This is a genomic window from Acinetobacter tibetensis, from assembly GCF_023824315.1.
In the GTDB taxonomy this organism is placed as follows: Bacteria; Pseudomonadota; Gammaproteobacteria; order Pseudomonadales; family Moraxellaceae; genus Acinetobacter; species Acinetobacter tibetensis.
In genome coordinates this window covers 2,512,225-2,530,519 of sequence record NZ_CP098732.1, presented here as the reverse complement: position 1 = coordinate 2,530,519, position 18,295 = coordinate 2,512,225, and the positions used below count along the sequence as shown (strand labels likewise).

Sequence of the window (18,295 nt, the reverse complement as noted above, 5' to 3'; positions counted from 1 at the left end):
CATTATGCCAGTACATGAAATAGTGCTTAGCTTAATGGAATCTCTTTCCTTGCAAGGCTTTGGAAGTGATTAAGCCATTAAGCCGTACCTCTAAGTAAAATAGAGTTTATTTACTTAGTCTTTTTAAACTGAATGAGATTATCTTGCTCAATGTTTTTGATTTCCTGACCGTAGTCATAAGCACTGATATATTCGCTCTTATTCTTATCAAGATAATTACTCCACCAGTTCATCATCTTTTTACGTTCATCTAAGAACTCAACATGATGTGTATAGGCTAAACGCACTTGGTCGCGTTCTTGGTGGCTCATTTGCTTCTCAACGGCTTCTTCAGTGAATAGCATACTTTCAACTAAGGCACCGCAAGCCATGCCTCTGAAGCCATGCAAACAAACATCTTCATTGGTATCGTAGCCGATACGTCTTAATGTGTTGTTTATGGTGGTTTCACTGATAAAGCCGTAAGGGTCGCCGTGTTTAGGGAATACATTTTCATACATGCCACTGTAGGCTTGTAACTCTTTTAAAATGGCTAAGGCCTGAGGGGAGAGCATGATCAAATGCTCAGTTCTCATTTTTGCTCCGCGATGAGCATACTTGCTACCCTTTGATGCTTTACGTTCAGGAGGGATAATCCATTGTCCCTTTTCTAAGTCAAATTCAGACCAGCGCGCAAAGCGTATCTCACTTGATCGGGCGAAAGTGTGTAGGGCGAACATTAAGCACAGCTTAGTAATTGGATAACCTTTATCAGCTTCTATCTTCTGTAAAAACTCAGGTAATCGGCTCAGGTGTAGTTTAGGGTGGTGCTTAGTTTTACGTGTCACTGTAATGGCATCTTTTAAACTAGATGCAGGGTTTAACTCTATTAGTCCTTTAGAAATAGCATAAGCAAAAATACTGACAAAACGCTGGCGTGTCTTTTTGACCACTTCAAGAAAGCCTGTTTCTTCAATTTGGCTCAGGACATAATTGAGGTCTTTAGGCTTGATGCTGTCAATCGGACGGGTCCCAATAAGAGGGAATACATATTTCTCTAGGTTCTTTAACGCACGTTCCGCCGTTTCTTCGCCCCATTTACCACTTGCTTTGTAGGCAACATGCCAAGCCCTTGCTATAGGTTCAAAGTGATATTTATTGTCTTGCTTAGATTGTTCAATCGCTATTTGCTCTTTAGGGTCCAATCCGTTGGCCAGCATGGTTTTATATTTTGCTCGATGCTCTCGAGCTTTTGCTAGTTTGATAGCCGGATAAGTACCTATTGTGATGATTTGAGTACCCAATAGATTTTTATATCTATATCGCCAGGTCTTTGTGCCCGATGTGCGTACAAGCAATATCAACCCATCACCATCAAATAGGGTGTAATCTTTATCTCGTGGTTTTGCAGCCCCACATTGAGGGTCTGTAAGGGGTTTAACCAGTTTAGCCATGAGAATGAGTACCTGAAAGTTGATAGAATCGGGCTAGGTACTCATTAAGGTACTTATTATTTAAGGCTATATCAAGTTATATAGAGTTAAGAAAGACCATGATTGTTGTTTAAGTTATTGATTTTTATTGATTGTTATGTAAGTAGAGTTATATGCGTTTAATGATTTGGTGCGCTCTGCGGGACTCGAACCCACGTCGGTCGCTTAGGAGGCAACTGCTCTATCCAGTTAAGCTAAGGGCGCTAAAGTGGAAATAATGTACCTGATTTTAAAGCAAAAAAAAAGTTATTGCCGAAGCAATAACTTTTTAGTTCAACCCAAAGTTACTTAGCTTTTGGCGGGTTTGATCATTTTAAAGAAGATCAGCATTAAGACAATCCACACAGGAAGCATCAATACAGACTCTTTAAAGCCTTGCGTCCACATAATGTATAGCACAGTCGCAATAAAGATCAGGACTAGATAGTTACTTACTGGGGACCAAAGTGCAGGGAATTTAGTTTGCGTTGACGTGGCTTGCATCGCTTGACGGAATTTTAAATGTGTCAAACTAATCATTGCCCAGTTCAATACCAATGCACCCACAACGATATACATTAAATGACCCAGCGCATCTTCAGGTACAAAGTAGTTCAACAATACGCAACCGAAAATGAGTAATGCCGAGAACAATACCGCAGGAATTGGTACCCCTTGTTTGTTCACTTTCAAGAAAACTTTTGGCGCATTTCCTTGTTCTGCTAAACCAAACAACATACGGCTATTTGCGTACATACCACTGTTATATACAGATAAAGCAGCGGTTAAAATAATGAAATTCAGTAAATGTGCAGCCCATTGAATACCCATTTGGCTAAAAATCATCACGAATGGACTTTTGTCCAAACCACCTAAATCTAATTGATTCCAAGGCACTAAAGACAACAGAATGGTCAATGAACCCACATAGAAAATGAGAATACGGAACACAACTTGATTGATGGCTTTAGGAATGGTTTTTTCAGGATCTTTAGCTTCTGCCGCTGCCATCCCAATCAGTTCAATTCCCCCAAAGGCGAACATCAGGAAAGCCAACATATAGAATAGACCTTCAAAGCCATTCGGGAAGAATCCACCATGTGCCCAAAGGTTGCTAAATGAAGCCGTTGAGTTTGCGTCTGCGGTAAATAATAAATATAAACCGAATACGATCATGGAAATTACCGCAGCAACTTTAATAATTGCTAACCAGAATTCCGACTCTCCATAGAACTTTACATTACCCAAGTTAATGAGGGTAATGACAACGAAAAAGAACAGTACGGAAGCCCATGCAGGGATAAAAGGCCACCAGTAATTAATATATTTAGCGACTGCAGTAAGCTCAGTCATCGCCACTAAAATATATAGAATCCAGTAATTCCAACCAGCAAGGAAGCCTGGGAATTTGCCCCAGTATTGATAAGCAAAATGACTAAATGAACCGGCAACAGGTTCATGGACAATCATTTCCCCCAACTGACGCATAATTAAAAATGCAATTAAACCACCAATGGCATAACCTAAAATGATGGATGGACCAGCAGATTGGATAACCTGTGCGGAACCTAAGAATAAGCCTGTACCAATTGCGCCACCCATGGCGATAAGTTGGATGTGACGGTTCTTTAAGCCACGCTGAAGTTGTGAAGAGTTATTGTTCAAAGTTCTCAGCCCGACAATGAATGTATATGGATTGTAAAGGATTGATTACACTTAGCCTAGTAGATGAACGATCGGTCAAATCATTTCGCTATGCGTATTTCTTTTTTTAACATATAAAATTGAATGATGAATCAATTGTTTAGATTTATTTAAAAAATGACTCTATCGTTCTACATGCTGTAAAAAAAATGATCAACCGTTGATTTTTTATACTTAAGTCCTGCAAGACAAATTTTTTTCATAAAAAGCAGTATGATGGATAAGGCTTAAATGAAGTAATCCGTTAAAAAAATGACTCAGGAAGGATAGAAGCACAATGATTTTTGCTCCTCAAATTAAAATTCCAGCGACTTATATGCGTGGCGGTACCAGTAAGGGGGTATTTTTTAAGCGCGATGATTTACCAGAAGCTGCGCAGGTGGCAGGTAAAATTCGTGATCAAATTTTACTGCGCGTCATTGGTAGTCCAGATCCGTATACAAAACAAATTGACGGGATGGGTGGAGCAACATCAAGCACCAGTAAAACCGTCATTTTAGCGAAAAGCACGCAAGCCGAGCATGATGTCGATTATTTGTTTGGCCAAGTGTCTATTGACCAGCCGTTTGTGGATTGGAGTGGTAACTGCGGTAACTTAACTGCTGCTGTGGGCTCATTTGCTATTTCGAACGGTTTGGTGGATGCAGCACGGATTCCTGAAAACGGCATATGTACGGTACGAATCTGGCAGGTCAATATTCAAAAAACCATTATTGCCCATGTTCCTATCACCAATGGACAAGTCCAAGAAACGGGTGATTTTGAACTTGATGGTGTGACTTTTCCTGCGGCGGAAGTCCAAATTGAATTTTTAGACCCCGCCGATGATGGTGAAGATGGCGGTGCCATGTTCCCGACTGGAAATGTCGTGGATACCTTGGACGTACCTGAGATAGGCTCTTTTCCTGCGACTTTTATTAATGCAGGTATTCCGACTATTTTCTTAAATGCAGAAGATATTGGCTATACGGGGACAGAACTCCAAGATGCGATCAATGGTGATGCTGCGGCATTAAAGCGTTTTGAAACCATTCGCGCGTATGGTGCCAAAAAAATGGGATTGATTCAGGACATTTCAGAAGCGGCGACACGTCAACATACACCCAAAATAGCCTTTGTTTCTAAACCGAAAGCCTATGTGTCTTCAAGTGGTAAAGCCATTACCGAAGTGGATAGCGATTTACTGGTTCGTGCATTGTCGATGGGTAAACTGCATCATGCCATGATGGGGACGGCTGCGGTTGCCATTGGTACAGCGGCTGCTATTCCAGGGACATTGGTGAACTTGGCTGCGGGTGGTGGTGCGCGAGAAGCGGTTCGTTTTGGACATCCTTCAGGCACTTTGCGAGTGGGTGCGCAAGCTCTATTGGAAAATGGCCAGTGGCAAGTGAAAAAAGCCATTATGAGTCGCAGTGCTCGTGTACTCATGGAAGGCTGGGTACGTGTGCCTGAGGATTGTTTAAAATAAGTTATTTCTAGCACATTGTTAAAGCCCTTATCTGATTGATAGGGGCTTTTTTATTGGCTATTTCTTAAATATAAATAAGTAATTCATAAATTCATATATATTATATTTTTATAAGCTATTCACTTTATATTTGAAGGTTAGAAATACAATTTTTGATAACATTTCGCGTAGCTTTTACCTAAAAAAATGTATGTACTATGGATGCACATTCTATTCAAAATAACCTGAATATTGATACCCATGAAGTGTTAGATTCTTTGCCTTTGGCAACAGCATTACTCTCTCCTACAGGAGATATTTTGTTTGCCAATCGCTTTTTTGCGAGTGGCTTCAATGTTTCGGTTGAGCAGATGTATTTGCAAAATCTCGCACAATTTTCTGAAGCATCCTTTCAGGTGTTTAGCCAAAAAGTATTGCATTTTAGACAAGGGCTTTCAGTCGAACCTTTTGAATATCAAGTATTTGGTCGCTATTATTGGGTCATGTTGAAGCCAAATTATAGTGTAAATGGTGAAGTACAATCCATTTTATTATGTAGTTCAGATATTTCCAATTTAATGCACAAGCAAATCCAGTTTGAGGCAAGCCATTTAGAACTTCGGCGTATCAGTGAAAAGGACCATTTAACGGGTTTGGCGAATCGTCGTACCTTTGATTTGAAATTAAAACATTATTTACATGGCATGACGCAGCATGAAGCATCTGAACTGACCTTATTGTTAATTGATGTTGATAACTTTAAACACATTAATGATCTTTATGGGCAGAATTTGGGAGATAATGTGCTCAAAGCTTTGGCACGAACCTTATTCAATGTAAGCCCGATTGAAGTTTCACAGCATATTTATCGTATTGGCGGAGAAGAGTTTGCAATTTTGTTGCCGAACTTTTCCTTACAGCAAGGTTGTGAGCAGGCAGAAATTTATCGAAGTGCAGTGGAGATTTTAGGACAGCATTTCCGAGGTCAAATTTTGCATGAGTTGTCGATTTCAGTTGGGGTGGTGAGTACTCGGGAATTTATGTTTGCTCGCTCATTTTATGAGTTGGCAGATCAAGCCCTGTATTGTGCTAAAAAAGGGCTTAAAAACAGTGTGTATTATAGCAACCATACCGAATGTTATTCCTATTCAAAACAGCAGCGATGTCAGGAAGGTGAGTCTTGTTTATAAGCGATAGGATTAAATCTTATGTGTGGAAACACATGGTCTTAGGTAAAGAATACTTTAAGTTGATTGGCTAAAATGAAGCATACAGCTTATAGCATCGCGCTTTATAAAATTAACTTGCATCAAATCTAGATCAAGGTGTATGGCAGGCTTCACATTTAGCGTACAATCACGAGCAATCCGAACTTTGATGGTCATGCAGCATCTTTGTGGCGCTGTATAGCAAAAATACTCGAGGCAAATGTGTCATCTTTAACTGACGTACAAAATAATACGTTGCATCAAGCGCAACAGCAGATTCAGCAAGATCTTCTTGCCGCATTACAGGCTTTTTCTTTGCCAGAGCCTTTAAAAAGTGCAGTGCATCATGCGGTGATGTTGGGCGGAAAACGGGTACGTCCAGCCTTATGCTACGCCACAGCAGCGATTCGTCCGAATCAAAACAGAGCAGCAGTACGTCGTGCAGCCGTAGCGGTAGAACTGATTCATTGCTATTCCTTGGCACATGATGATTTACCTTGCATGGACAATGATCAGTTACGTCGTGGTCAACCAACCTGTCATGTCGCGTATGGGGAAGATACTGCGCTTTTAGCCGGTGATATTTTACAATCCATGGCATTTGAGGTTTTGGGGAGTCGCTTATTTGACCAAGGTGAAGCAGTTGAGCCGTCTATCGTGCTTAAGCAAATGCAAATTCTGGCGACAGCTTCTTCGAAAATGGTCTGTGGGCAGGTTTTAGATTTACAGGCTGAAGGTAAGCAAATTGATCAGCAGGCTTTAGAAACGATTCATCGTAATAAAACGGGTGCTTTAATTACTGCGGCAATTATGATGGCAGCGGTGACGATTTTTCAGGGCACGGATCCTGCAATTCCGCAATTACGTCAGTATGGGCAAAATATTGGTCTGGCTTTTCAAGTCCAAGATGACATCTTAGACATTATCGCCAATACAGAACAACTCGGTAAGACTGCAGGCAAAGATGAACAAGTCGATAAGTCGACTTATCCTGCATTGATGGGTTTAGAACCAGCCAAAGCTTATGCGCAAAATTTGCACGATCAAGCTTTTGCAGCTTTGCAGTTTTTTGAAGGACAAGCGCAAGAATTGGAGCAAATTTCTCAGTTCTTATTGGCTCGTCAGTTTTAATGACATGTATTGAACATAAGTTTTAAAGATATTTGAAATGTAAAAACGCTATATCTTCAAAGATATAGCGTTTTTTTACAGCAATTATTTAGACGCTTTGTAAAGCTCATCAGCTTGTTCAAAACGATCAGTGATGTCTTGTTCAGGCGCTTTGCTGAATAGACTGACCACAATAATCGCGATTGTTGCACAGATGAAACCCGGAATAATTTCATAAATACCGGTTGCAGCAAAGGCATTCTTCCACACAATAACCATGACTGCGCCTGTAAGCATACCTGCAAGCGCACCCGTTAAGGTCATGCGTTTCCAGAATAAAGACAAGATAATCAGTGGACCAAATGCAGCACCAAAGCCAGCCCAAGCATAAGCAACCAGTCCTAATACTTTGGCATCAGGATTACCAGCCATCCAAATGGCAAGGACAGAGACCAATAACACCATGAGGCGACCAACCCAAACCAATTCTTTTTGCGAAGCATTTTTACGTAGGAATGCTTTATAAAAGTCTTCAGTTAAGGTACTTGAACACACCAGTAATTGGCAGCTCAAAGTACTCATCACAGCCGCTAAAATTGCCGCAAGCACAATCCCTGCAATCCATGGATTAAACAGAACTTTGGTTAACTCCATAAATACGGTTTCAGGGTTGGCACTGACAACAGCAGCATATTCTGGATGTTGCTGGAAAAAGGCAATACCGAAGAATCCCGCAGCGACAGCACCGCCTAAACAGAAGATCATCCATGTCATACCAATACGACGAGCATTGGGAATTGATTTCACAGAGTCCGCTGCCATAAAGCGTACCAAAATGTGGGGTTGACCAAAGTAGCCTAAGCCCCAAGCCATTAATGAAATGATGGCTACCATACTCAAGTCACCAAAAAGGTTCATGGCTTGTGGGCGTGCAGCTTCAAGCGCTATGGTCAGTTGTTGCGTATCCGTAAAACTCAGTACGGCAACAATAGGCGTGAGCACGAGGGCAAAAATCATTAAAGTGGCTTGAATGGTATCTGTCCAGCTAACTGCTAGGAAACCACCAATAAATACATAGCTGATGGTTGCAATGGCACTGACCCAAAGTGCAGTTGTATAAGACATACCAAACATGTTTTCGAATAATCGTGCACCAGCCACCATGCCAGAAGCACAGTAAATTGCGAAGAAAATTAAAATCACGCAGGCAGAGACAATACGCAGGACTTTCTTGTGGTCATTAAAACGATTGGAAAAATAGTCGGGGAGAGTCAATGCGTTGTATTGCACTTCGGTATGTACTCGTAAACGACCTGCGACCAATAGCCAGTTGAGCCAAGCACCAATAATTAAACCAATCCCAATCCACATTTCAGATAAACCTGATAAATAGATTGCACCAGGTAAGCCCATGAGTAACCAACCACTCATGTCGGATGCACCCGCCGAAAGTGCAGTCACAAAACTTCCTAGACTACGACCACCCAAGATGTAATCATCAAAATTGGTGGTTGCACGGTAAGCCATCAAGCCAATAAAAACCATGGCAATGATATAAAAGAAAAAAGTGATTAAGGTCGGATTCAGTGAACTCATACGCTTATCCTTGGGAGTTAAATCACGAACTAGAATGTAGCTTTTTGCACTTGATTGTTACAAAAAGCAAACAATATCCTGAAAATAAGCGCGGGATTTAAACATAAATCCACAAAGTTTTCTGTTTTTTTTGTTCTAAAAAAAAGAATAGGCAGTCATAAACTGCCTATTTTGCTGAAATGCAAAGGAATCTCATCCGTCGGATTAATTATTACGTCCCATGACACCACGAATAGTATTTAAAATATCCGCAGGTAATACTACCGTCTTGGCATTATTCGATTTCGCCATTTCTTGCATGGCTTTGACATACTGTTCACCTAGCAGATAGGCAACAGGAATTTCTTTATCACCCACGGCTGAACTCACCATTTCAATGGCACGCTGTGAAGCTTCGGCCAAAACGACTTGTGCTTCCGCATCGCGGCGCGAAGCTTCAAGACGTCCATCGGCTTCTAAAATAGCAGCTTGTTTTTCGCCATCGGCTTTGGTGACAGTCGCACGACGTTGACGCTCGGCAGCAGCCTGTGCCTCCATGGCAGATTGCATGGTTTGTGAAGGCTGAATGTCTTGGATCTCGACTGTTTTTAAGGTAATACCCCAATCTGCAATGTCATCAGAAATGGCTGCTTTTAGCTTGGCTTTAATATGGTCACGAGAAGAGAGAGCATCATCCAAATCCATTTCCCCAACAATTGAACGCAGTGAGGTCTGTACCAAGTTTTGAATTGCCCACGTGTAATTTTCAATCCCGTAGACTGCTTTTTCAGGTGTGGTTAGGTTAATGTATGCGACGGCATTCATCATAATAACCGCGTTATCACGGGTAATCACTTCTTGTGATGGAATATCCAGCACAATATCTTTGGTGGTGACTTTGTAAGCCACTTCATCCACATATGGAATAACAAAGTTAAGACCAGGACTTAAGGTCGTATGGTATTTACCTAGACGTTGTACAATCCATTTGTAGCCTTGGGGAACAATACGAACCCCCTTAAAAATCGTGATGCCGACAAAGGCCAACAACGCAATAACAATAATAGATCCCGCTGACATAGTTTTACTCGCTTTTATTGATTGTCATGATTTGGACGATGTGGTTGTACCACAAGATCATTCCCCAGAATATCGACCACGCGTACCCGATCGCCTACATTGACGTTAGCGAGAGTGCGGCAGCTCCATTCATCGGAGCCTAAAACAGGCATTGGAAATCGTACGCGGATTTGTTCATGTTCCATATTGACTTGAATGACCATTCCGACCTGACCGATGGTCGCTTCGCGCGAAAGTCCAGCTTTGGTTTTATCAATGGAAAGCGGTTTTATGAATTTAAACCATGCGACGGTACAAAGAATAGACAGAATCATCCACAGCACCAATTGTGCTGTTGAGTCGAGGGCAGGAAAAATCCACAATAAAATACCCACCAAAATTGCACTAATCCCAAACCACAACGCTGCAAAAGCGGGAAGGATCAATTCAGACAGCATTAATAAAACACCGAGGACAAACCAGTGCCACGGTTCAAAAACAAATTCCATACATCTACTCGTGTATTGTGTTAGTGAATAGTGCTTACAAAGGCATCAATATTCACTGTAACAGATGTCTAAGATGATGAATATTAAAAAAAGTGTTTATTTAAAATTTTGCTTTTGGCACAGGTTTAAATGCTGCGGGTGACTTTTTAAAGTTACTAATAGCCGTTTCAATGGCTTTAATTTTGAGTTGTGCCGCTTTTTCACCTTCAAGGATGGATGCATTGCTGGCTTTCAAGTCTAAAGTACCAACATGACCGACTTTGGGTTGAATCACAATATTGGCCTGATTCAGCTCGGTATTAATACTTTGCTGTCCCATAATATTAATGGTTTGGTCGAGTAAGCCCCACATGTTGAGCGGTTTATTGCCGACAGGGCGGGCAGAAATATCGACCGCAATGACAATATCTGCACCCATGGCTTTTGCTGTAGTTACAGGAATAGGACTGACCAAGCCACCATCAACATATTTACTGCCACGAATGGTTGTAGGAACAAAGACATTCGGAATACTGCACGAGGCACGTACAGCTTGACCCGCATTGCCAGAAATAAAGTCCGCCTTTTTACCATTGTCTAAGCGTGTTGCAACTGCTGCAAAGCGTATTGGGAATTTTTCAATAGGTTGATTACTTACATTTTTATTGACGTAGTTCTGTAATTTTTGCCCCAATACAATGCCTTGATTATTTAAGGTTAAATCACGTAGGTCTGACTCTTGCAATTGGAGTGCGAGCTGTTGCAATTGATAGGGGCTTTTGCCACTGGCATAGATGCTGCCGACAAAACTTCCCGCACTGGTACCAGTGACAATTTTGGGTTTAATGCCATGTGACTCTAAGACTTTGAGCACGCCAATATGGGCAAAACCTTTGGCACCACCCCCACCAAGAGCAATCGCAATTACAGGTTCACGAGCCTTGATCGGGGTAGTTACAGGTGGTTTGGTTGCGGTTTTATCACAACCTGCGAGGGTAAAACCAAGTAAGCCAATTAAGCCATATTGAAAAAAGCGTAGCTGAGTCATTGCACTCTAAACAGGATAAAAGTTGCGCACATCAGAGCAAATTTTGACACATATTTCCAGTCACTTTTTGACGAGAGTTTGTAACGGTTTTGCCAACCATTCAGGATTTTTCGCAGAGAATTGTCCTGCATAACAGGCTAAAATTTTGGGTAAATCTTGACTAAAGTCACCACTTGGATAAAAGACACCTAAACAACGAATGGTTTTCTGATCATAATCAAAGGCAAACATGACAATTGGAATATTGGCAGCGACCGCGATACGATAAAAACCACTTTTGATGCTGGTGGCACTTTTTCGTGTACCTTCGGGTGCCATACCCACCCAAATCTGCTCTTTTGCTTGAATGATTTGAACAATTTGCTTTATTAAACCATGTGGGGAGGTGCGATTAACAGGAATCACGCCAATCCATTTTAACAGCGGTTTGAGCGGTGTTTTAAACAACGTATGTTTACCAAACACGGTAATTTGAATGCCTAAACCCAATAGTGCAGTAAAGCCATGCCAAGCATCAATATTAGAGGTGTGCGGTGAAATAATGGCAACTGCTTTAGGCAAGTCTGGAAATTCACCAGAAAAAGACCAGCCTTGCGCCAGAAAAAGCTGCCGAAAAAATTGCTTGCTCAATGTGCTACCTCGTGTCGGCACGTGAGGGGGGAGCACAGGGAAATATGAAGCGGACATGGGCTTGTCATCCTGACAAATATTCTTAGTTTTTCTTGATATTACGCTTTCGGAATTAGGGCTTCATTGGCAAAATGTAAGCTTCGATGTGCAAAAATGCTCACTGCGGTACATCAAGAACCCATCGTAGGATTACGGCTTATGCCTATTGCACAGAATGTTTATCTTTTGCTGTTCTCTCTATATTGGGCGCAAGGTTTGCCTGTGGGATTTATGACTCATGCACTTCCTGTCATTCTGCGTGCAGAAGGTGTCTCACTGGCGCATATTGGTGGTTTCGGCTTATTAATGTTGCCGTGGTCAATCAAAATTTTTTGGGCACCTTGGGTAGACCGTTTTGGAAATCATCAGCGTGGGCATTATCGTAGTTGGATTATTCCCACACAGTTGCTCACGGTCATTGCATTGATTGCACTGTCATTTTTACCCATTCATGCATTAGATCAACCTCAATATTTATTTTTATTTTTTATTGTCTTAATGAGTTTGAACGTTGTAGGTGCTACGCAAGATATTGCAACGGATGGTCTGGCGGTTCGCATTTTAAAATCTGAACAGCAGCACTGGGGTAACACCTTTCAAGTGATTGGTTCTCGTTTGGGGTTTATTGTCGGTGGCGGAGCCGTGCTCTGGATGCTGGACTGGCTTGAGTGGCGTAGTACCTTTGGGATAATGGCGGTGATTGTTCTTCTGAATAGCTTGCCCATTTTGTTGTATCAGGAACGTTCACATCATCGGGTTCAGTATCCGACTTCAAGCTCAAGACAGCAAAAATGGAAAGCCATTACCGATTATGTCGCCTATTACCGAAGCAGCCCTGTGTTATGGCGTTGGCTCTGGGTGTTGTTGACATTTAAAGTCGCAGATGGGCTTGCTGGTCCCTTACTTAAACCATTAATGGTTGACTTGGGCTTAAGTTTTAGTCAAATAGGTTTGTATGTGACCATGTTGGGCGCAATAGCAGCTTTATGCGGGGCTGGTTTGGCAGGGGCGTTACTCAGAACGATGTGCCGCGCTCAAGCATTGTGGTTTTTTTCTTGGCTTAAAATTATGTCATTAGCGGCCTATGCTTGGTTAGCTTATCAATATGAACAGCAACAGACCGTAGCGCCTATTGTGATTTATGCCATTAATGCGGCTGAGGATTTGATTGCTGCATTGTTGTTAGTGGTGATGCTAACGGTCGTGATGCAATATAGTCGTGCTGAGTACGCAGCCACAGATTTCACCTTTCAGGTCGCTGTTATGGCAACGGTTAGTGGTGTGTTATATAGCTTGAGCGGTTTGATTGCTGATGTTTTAGGCTATACAAATTATCTATTTTTGATCATTTTTATCGCAATACTCTGCCTTGTTACAATTTTTCGATGGGTGAGGTGTGAAAAATAATGTTACAATTCAGTTGTTTAGTTATTGTTAGCCTAAAGTATTAAAACATATATATAAATAAAAAATTAATCCTTTTGTAATATGTGACTGCAATGTAATATTTGTAACAAAATTAACACCAGGGAAATGATTTAATGAAAACCAAAATTGCAGCAGCGATTGCTTTAAGTTTGTTAGCGGGTTCAACTTTTGCGGCACCAACGTTTTATGGTGAGATTGATGCGAGTGTGGACTATTTACCAGAAGATAATGCTTCGGGCACTTCAGATAAAGATGTAGTCGAAGTCAGTTCAAACAGCTCTTACCTTGGTGTCAAAGGTGATGAAAAACTAAATGACCGTTTAAGCGCAGTTTACCTTGCTGAATGGGCTTTCAATGCCGATGGTGATGGCACAGATTGGTCTGCACGTAACCGTTACGTGGGTTTAAAAGATGCCAAATTAGGTACAGTAAAAGTGGGCGCGCATGATACCCCATTAAAACAACTTTCTGGTGTTGTGGATACATTCAACAACTATGTTGCCAATAAAGCGGACATCACAGGCATTATGACGGGTGAGACTCGTCTTGCAAATGTTGTGGTCTATGAAGCGCCAGCACTGACATTACCTACAGGTGCAGTCAAATTTAATGCTTTACTTGCAACTGGTGAAGCTAGTGGTATTTCTAAAGGTAATGGTGCTTCTAAAGCTGCGGGTCGTGGTTTAGGCGATACTTGGTCTGCATCTTTGGTCTATGACAGCCCAATGTTTGTAGCGGGTGTTGCTTATGACAAAGCGGTTCCAACGACTTTTGCAGGTCGTGGTATGACAAATGCATCTGTAGCAGAAGTCACGAGCGGTGTAGCAGGTACAGCTTTTGCAGCAGCAAACACTCTACGTGCGATTGGTCGTTTAAATGTGCTTGACAACAGCTTGTCTTTAAAAGCGCTTTACCAAACTTCTGAAGTAGAAGAAACAACATATGCAGATACTAAAGCATCGGATTATGCTACAAACCTAGCAAATGCCCAAGATATTGATAAGTCTGATGGTTGGTTAGTGGGGGCGGAATATAACATTCCATCTGCAAAAGCGTGGACCATCAAAGCACAATACAGTGCAAACACGACTAGCTTTAAATCTAACAAAGATGACTATGATGCTGACCAAATTATGGCTGGCGTAGATTATGCATTCAGCAAGCAAGTGAAGATGTATGGTTACGGTGGTTACTTAACGCTTGAACAAGGTGATGATGAAACTAAACAACCAGTTGTAGGTACTGGCTTAGAATTTAAATTCTAATTTTTAATAAAAAAATCCATTCAAAAGGACGGTGCAAAAGCAGCGTCCTTTTTTTGTTTTAAGTCAGATTTAAGTTTGAGTTTATACAGTGATAAACGTATAGATTATTGAACTGCGTAAAATGAATTTGACCCGCCTCGAACGACTTAAACAGTTTCTTCCGCCACTGGCTCTTCATCAATTTAACTTGTTACTGGCACTTTGGTTAGGTATTGCACTGAATTTTGCTTTTTATAAGCAAATTCAATTAATCACGCCTTATCAAGGTGTTAAATCCTATACTTTTATATTTGCGACGGTGTTAGTTGTAGTCGCACTCTATAACGTAGTTTTACAGTTATTTCAGTGGAAATGGAATGCTAAAATTTTGGCGTTTTTTTTGGTTTTTGTAGGCGGATTAACAGCTTATTTTGTGAATGGTTTAGGTGTCGTGATTTCACCTGGGCAAGTCCAAAACATGATGCAAACCGACACTAAAGAAGCATTGGATTTATTTTCTATGCAGTTTGTAGTGTGGAGCATGTTTATGGTCGTGGTGCCAATGGTGTTGATTGCACTGATTCGCATTGAAAACAAACCTCTATTGAAACAACTGTTGAGCAAGAGCTTGCATATTGTGGGCTCGTTGGCGGTTATCGGAGGGTTACTTTTTGTGTTCTATGTCGATTTTGCAGCGATTTTCCGTGAACATCGTGATTTAAAAGGCATGATTTCACCACAAAATACCATTGCTTCGACTTTATCGTATTACCGTAAACAGAAACCAAAAGAAAATTTACCCCTAGTGACCTATGGGACTGATGCACATCGAGTAATTAATACCAGTGCAGAAGGAATGCCTAAACTCATGGTTTTGGTGGTGGGTGAAACAGCTCGTGCGGAGAGTTTTTCTTTAAATGGTTATGCGAAGAATACCAATCCAGAATTGTCTAAACAAAATGTCATTAACTTTAGTCAAGTGAGTTCTTGTGGTACGGCAACTGCGGTATCGGTGCCATGTATGTTCTCAGGAATGCCACGTGAAGATTATGATGAACAGTTGGCGGGTCATCGAGAAGGTTTACTCGATATTGCACAACGTGCGGGCTATAAAGTGACATGGATTGATAATAACTCGGGCTGTAAAGGGGCTTGTGACCGCGTACATAAGTTTGAAATTCCAGCAGCATTAAAACAAAAGTGGTGTGATGCTGAAGGTGAATGCATGGACGAAGTTTTGGTGGATAGCTTGAAGTCATATTTGGCGAGCATTCCAGCTCAAGATAAAACACCTCAACTGATCGTACTACACCAGATGGGCAGTCATGGTCCAGCCTATTACAAACGTTCGACGGAGCAGTTCCAACCTTTTAAGCCAATGTGTGCAACCAATGCCATTCAAGGTTGTAGCCGAGATGAATTGCTGAACAGTTATGACAACTCGATTGTGTATACAGACCATATTTTAAATCAGGTGATTCAGACCATTAAAGATGTGCCAAATCATCAAACGGGCTTCTGGTATTTATCGGATCATGGTGAGTCGACGGGTGAAAGTGGCATGTATTTACATGGTGCGCCTTATGCAATTGCACCAATTCAGCAAACTCATGTGCCGATGATTATGTGGTTCTCACCAACATGGCAACAGCATAATGCAAGCCAAGTCAATTGCTTGCAGCAGCAACAACAAATTGCACGCAGTCAGGATAATTTATTTCCAACTTTATTGTCCTTATTGGGTGTGAAAACCCAAGTGATTGATGATAAAAATGATATGTTAAAACAATGTGCAACGAATCCAATAGGAAAGGCATAAGTTAGGATGAGCAGAATGACCAAAATCTTAATGATTGAAGATGATTTCATGATTGCTGAATCTAGCAAAACCCTATTGGAGTTGCATGATTTTCAGGTGGAATGGGTAAACAATGGACTTGATGCGCTAAAGCTCCTACAACAGCAAAGTTTTGATGCTGTGTTGTTGGATTTGGGCTTGCCCATGATGGATGGGATGCAGGTGTTGACAAAAATCCGTCAAAGTTTTCCGAATTTACCTGTTTTGATTATTTCTGCACGTGATCAGGTGCAAAATCGGGTGGATGGTTTGAATCAGGGGGCAGATGATTATCTGGTCAAGCCTTATGAATTTGTAGAACTTTTGGCACGTATTCAAGCTTTATTGCGTCGCACTACTCAAGAAGCAGCCTCAAGTGAAACATTGATGCTTCGTTACGGTGATTTGGTGTTAGATGTTGAGCAGCACATTGCTTTATTGCATGGGCATGAGTTGGAGCTTTCCAATCGTGAATGGGCAATACTGGTGCCATTGGTCAGTTATCCGAATAAGATTTTTTCCAAAGCCAATTTAGAAGATAAGCTGTACGACTTTGATAGCGAAGTAAATAGCAATACAATTGAAGTTTATGTTCATCACTTGCGTGCAAAGTTGGGTAAAGATTTTATCCGCACCATTCGTGGTATGGGTTATCGCTTAGGTAAATTGGATTAAGGATTCTATGCAGCAATTGCACGCAATGCCAACACAAACATCTTTAAAGAAAAGATTACTGATTTTTGTTTCAGGGTTTAGTTTGCTGTTGGGAGGCATGTTAATTGCAACGGCATACTGGATTTCATTGGGTGAACTGGATGAAATTCTTGATGCCCAAATGAAAAATCTTGCGGAACGTGTTGCTGTACATGATCCTAAGCCAATCAAAAGCCATTTTGATATTCATAAACGCTATCATGAAGAAGACTTGTTTATTGATGTCTGGGAAAAGCAAGAACATCCGCAGCATCAATTTAATTTGTTATTACACGGCGTAAATCAGGCAGGTTTTTATGACCGCTCCACCACGCAAGGGGTGTGGCGCATGTATGTGTTACCTACTGAAAAGTATCAAATTCAGGTCAGCCAACCTTTTTCTGCAAGAAGTCATTTAGCCTTAGAACTAGCCACCAGTATGTTTGTGCCATATCTGGTGATGATCCCATTTATTTTATGGGGCTTGGGCTGGGTGATTTTACGCAGTCTAAGACCCATGGATGAGTTTAGACAAGAAATTGCCCGCCGTGATCTAGATGAACTCACTCCAATTACGCTGAATCGTTATCCTGTTGAGTTAATCCCCACCATTCAAGAGATGAATTATTTACTTGAACGTATTGAGTCGGCGCAACAAGAGCAGCGTCAGTTCATTGCAGATGCAGCACATGAGTTAAGAACACCAATTACAGCACTTAATTTACAAATGCAGATTTTATTGCGTGAATTTCCAGAAAACATGGCCTTGGAAAATTTGAGCCAAGGTTTAATTCGTATTCAGCATTTAATTAGCCAGTTACTTGATTTAGCCAAGCAAGATGCAAGTAGCTTACATACCATGCAGCAACAGCCATTTTACTTAAACCAAGTGGCAGTAAACTGTGTCGAACAACTCATTCACGTGGCTTTGCAGAAAGAGATTGATTTGGGTATGGAGCGCCAAGAGGAAGTATTGGTGAATGGTTTAGAGTCTGCTGTACGCTCCATTATTTATAATTTGATTGATAATGCAATTAAATACACGCCTAAAAATGGCGTGATTAATGTCTCGATTTTTTCACAAGGCAATGAGGCCATTATTCAAGTTGAAGACAGTGGGCCTGGAATTGACCCTGCTTTGTATGAACAGATCATGAAACGCTTTTATCGCATTCATCATCACTTAGAGATGGGAAGTGGGCTAGGTCTTTCGATTGTGCAAAAAGCAACAGAACATTTAGGTGGGAAAATTCAGTTTGGTAAGAGCCAAACTCTGGGTGGTTTATTTGTGCAAGTGCAGTTTCCTAAACAGGTGAAGTCAGATTAATCCTTGC

At 41.2% G+C, this 18,295-nt stretch carries 15 protein-coding genes and 1 tRNA gene; 8 read left to right on the top strand and 8 right to left on the bottom strand.

The genetic code is table 11. The features are described 5' to 3' along the window. Positions 1–110: 110 nt before the first annotated feature. The 3 genes from M5E07_RS12295 to M5E07_RS12285 form a co-directional block, all read right to left on the bottom strand. A complete protein-coding gene (locus tag M5E07_RS12295; protein ID WP_252219581.1) occupies positions 111–1,433 on the bottom strand; it encodes a tyrosine-type recombinase/integrase in 1,323 nt (440 codons plus the stop codon). A 167-nt stretch (positions 1,434–1,600) separates the two neighbouring features. Further along, a tRNA-Arg gene (locus M5E07_RS12290) sits at positions 1,601–1,676 on the bottom strand. 84 nt (positions 1,677–1,760) lie between these two features. Next, on the bottom strand, positions 1,761–3,116 hold the full coding sequence (locus M5E07_RS12285) for an amino acid permease (RefSeq protein ID WP_116763372.1): 1,356 nt from the start codon (positions 3,114–3,116) through the stop codon (positions 1,761–1,763). 316 nt (positions 3,117–3,432) lie between these two features. Between M5E07_RS12285 and prpF the strand changes: the two genes are divergently transcribed. From prpF to M5E07_RS12270, 3 genes are all read left to right on the top strand, one after another. After that, positions 3,433–4,623, top strand: coding sequence for a 2-methylaconitate cis-trans isomerase PrpF (gene prpF, locus M5E07_RS12280; protein WP_252219579.1), 1,191 nt, complete (start codon positions 3,433–3,435; stop codon positions 4,621–4,623). Positions 4,624–4,820: 197 nt separating this feature from the next. Next, positions 4,821–5,792 (top strand): sensor domain-containing diguanylate cyclase, encoded by a 972-nt coding sequence (locus tag M5E07_RS12275; protein ID WP_252219576.1) that lies wholly within the window; start codon positions 4,821–4,823, stop codon positions 5,790–5,792. A gap of 240 nt (positions 5,793–6,032) precedes the next feature. Then, entirely contained in the window at positions 6,033–6,941 is a 909-nt protein-coding gene (locus M5E07_RS12270) for a polyprenyl synthetase family protein (protein ID WP_116763378.1), read from the top strand. A gap of 84 nt (positions 6,942–7,025) precedes the next feature. Here the strand turns inward: M5E07_RS12270 and putP are convergent, their stop codons facing one another. The 5 genes from putP to M5E07_RS12245 form a co-directional block, all read right to left on the bottom strand. Continuing rightward, a complete protein-coding gene (gene putP, locus M5E07_RS12265) occupies positions 7,026–8,516 on the bottom strand; it encodes a sodium/proline symporter PutP (protein WP_252219573.1) in 1,491 nt (496 codons plus the stop codon). A gap of 204 nt (positions 8,517–8,720) precedes the next feature. Continuing rightward, positions 8,721–9,575: an SPFH domain-containing protein gene (locus tag M5E07_RS12260; protein WP_252219570.1), complete on the bottom strand. Its 855-nt coding sequence runs from the start codon at positions 9,573–9,575 to the stop codon at positions 8,721–8,723. Between the two features lie 14 nt (positions 9,576–9,589). After that, a complete protein-coding gene (locus M5E07_RS12255; protein WP_252219568.1) occupies positions 9,590–10,063 on the bottom strand; it encodes an NfeD family protein in 474 nt (157 codons plus the stop codon). Between the two features lie 100 nt (positions 10,064–10,163). After that, complete coding sequence (locus M5E07_RS12250; protein WP_252219565.1) at positions 10,164–11,090, bottom strand: patatin-like phospholipase family protein; 927 nt, start codon at positions 11,088–11,090, stop codon at positions 10,164–10,166. A 60-nt stretch (positions 11,091–11,150) separates the two neighbouring features. Next, positions 11,151–11,777, bottom strand: a complete 627-nt coding sequence (locus tag M5E07_RS12245; RefSeq protein WP_252219563.1) for a 1-acyl-sn-glycerol-3-phosphate acyltransferase — start codon at positions 11,775–11,777, stop codon at positions 11,151–11,153. Positions 11,778–11,918: 141 nt separating this feature from the next. On the opposite strand from M5E07_RS12245, the gene M5E07_RS12240 reads away from it, so the two are divergent. The 5 genes from M5E07_RS12240 to M5E07_RS12220 all read left to right on the top strand — a co-directional run bounded on the left by M5E07_RS12240 (position 11,919) and on the right by M5E07_RS12220 (position 18,288). Beyond that, entirely contained in the window at positions 11,919–13,166 is a 1,248-nt protein-coding gene (locus tag M5E07_RS12240; protein WP_252219560.1) for an MFS transporter, read from the top strand. A gap of 134 nt (positions 13,167–13,300) precedes the next feature. Further along, the gene (locus M5E07_RS12235) at positions 13,301–14,452 is read left to right on the top strand and encodes a porin (protein WP_252219557.1); all 1,152 of its coding nucleotides are present in this window, start codon (positions 13,301–13,303) and stop codon (positions 14,450–14,452) included. Between the two features lie 121 nt (positions 14,453–14,573). Then, positions 14,574–16,250 carry a phosphoethanolamine transferase gene (locus tag M5E07_RS12230; RefSeq protein WP_252219554.1) on the top strand — a complete coding sequence of 559 codons (1,677 nt, stop codon included), beginning with the start codon at positions 14,574–14,576 and terminating at the stop codon, positions 16,248–16,250. A gap of 15 nt (positions 16,251–16,265) precedes the next feature. Beyond that, the gene (locus tag M5E07_RS12225; protein WP_252219551.1) at positions 16,266–16,943 is read left to right on the top strand and encodes a response regulator transcription factor; all 678 of its coding nucleotides are present in this window, start codon (positions 16,266–16,268) and stop codon (positions 16,941–16,943) included. Positions 16,944–16,968: 25 nt separating this feature from the next. Beyond that, a complete protein-coding gene (locus tag M5E07_RS12220; RefSeq protein WP_252223819.1) occupies positions 16,969–18,288 on the top strand; it encodes a sensor histidine kinase in 1,320 nt (439 codons plus the stop codon). Positions 18,289–18,295: the final 7 nt, after the last annotated feature.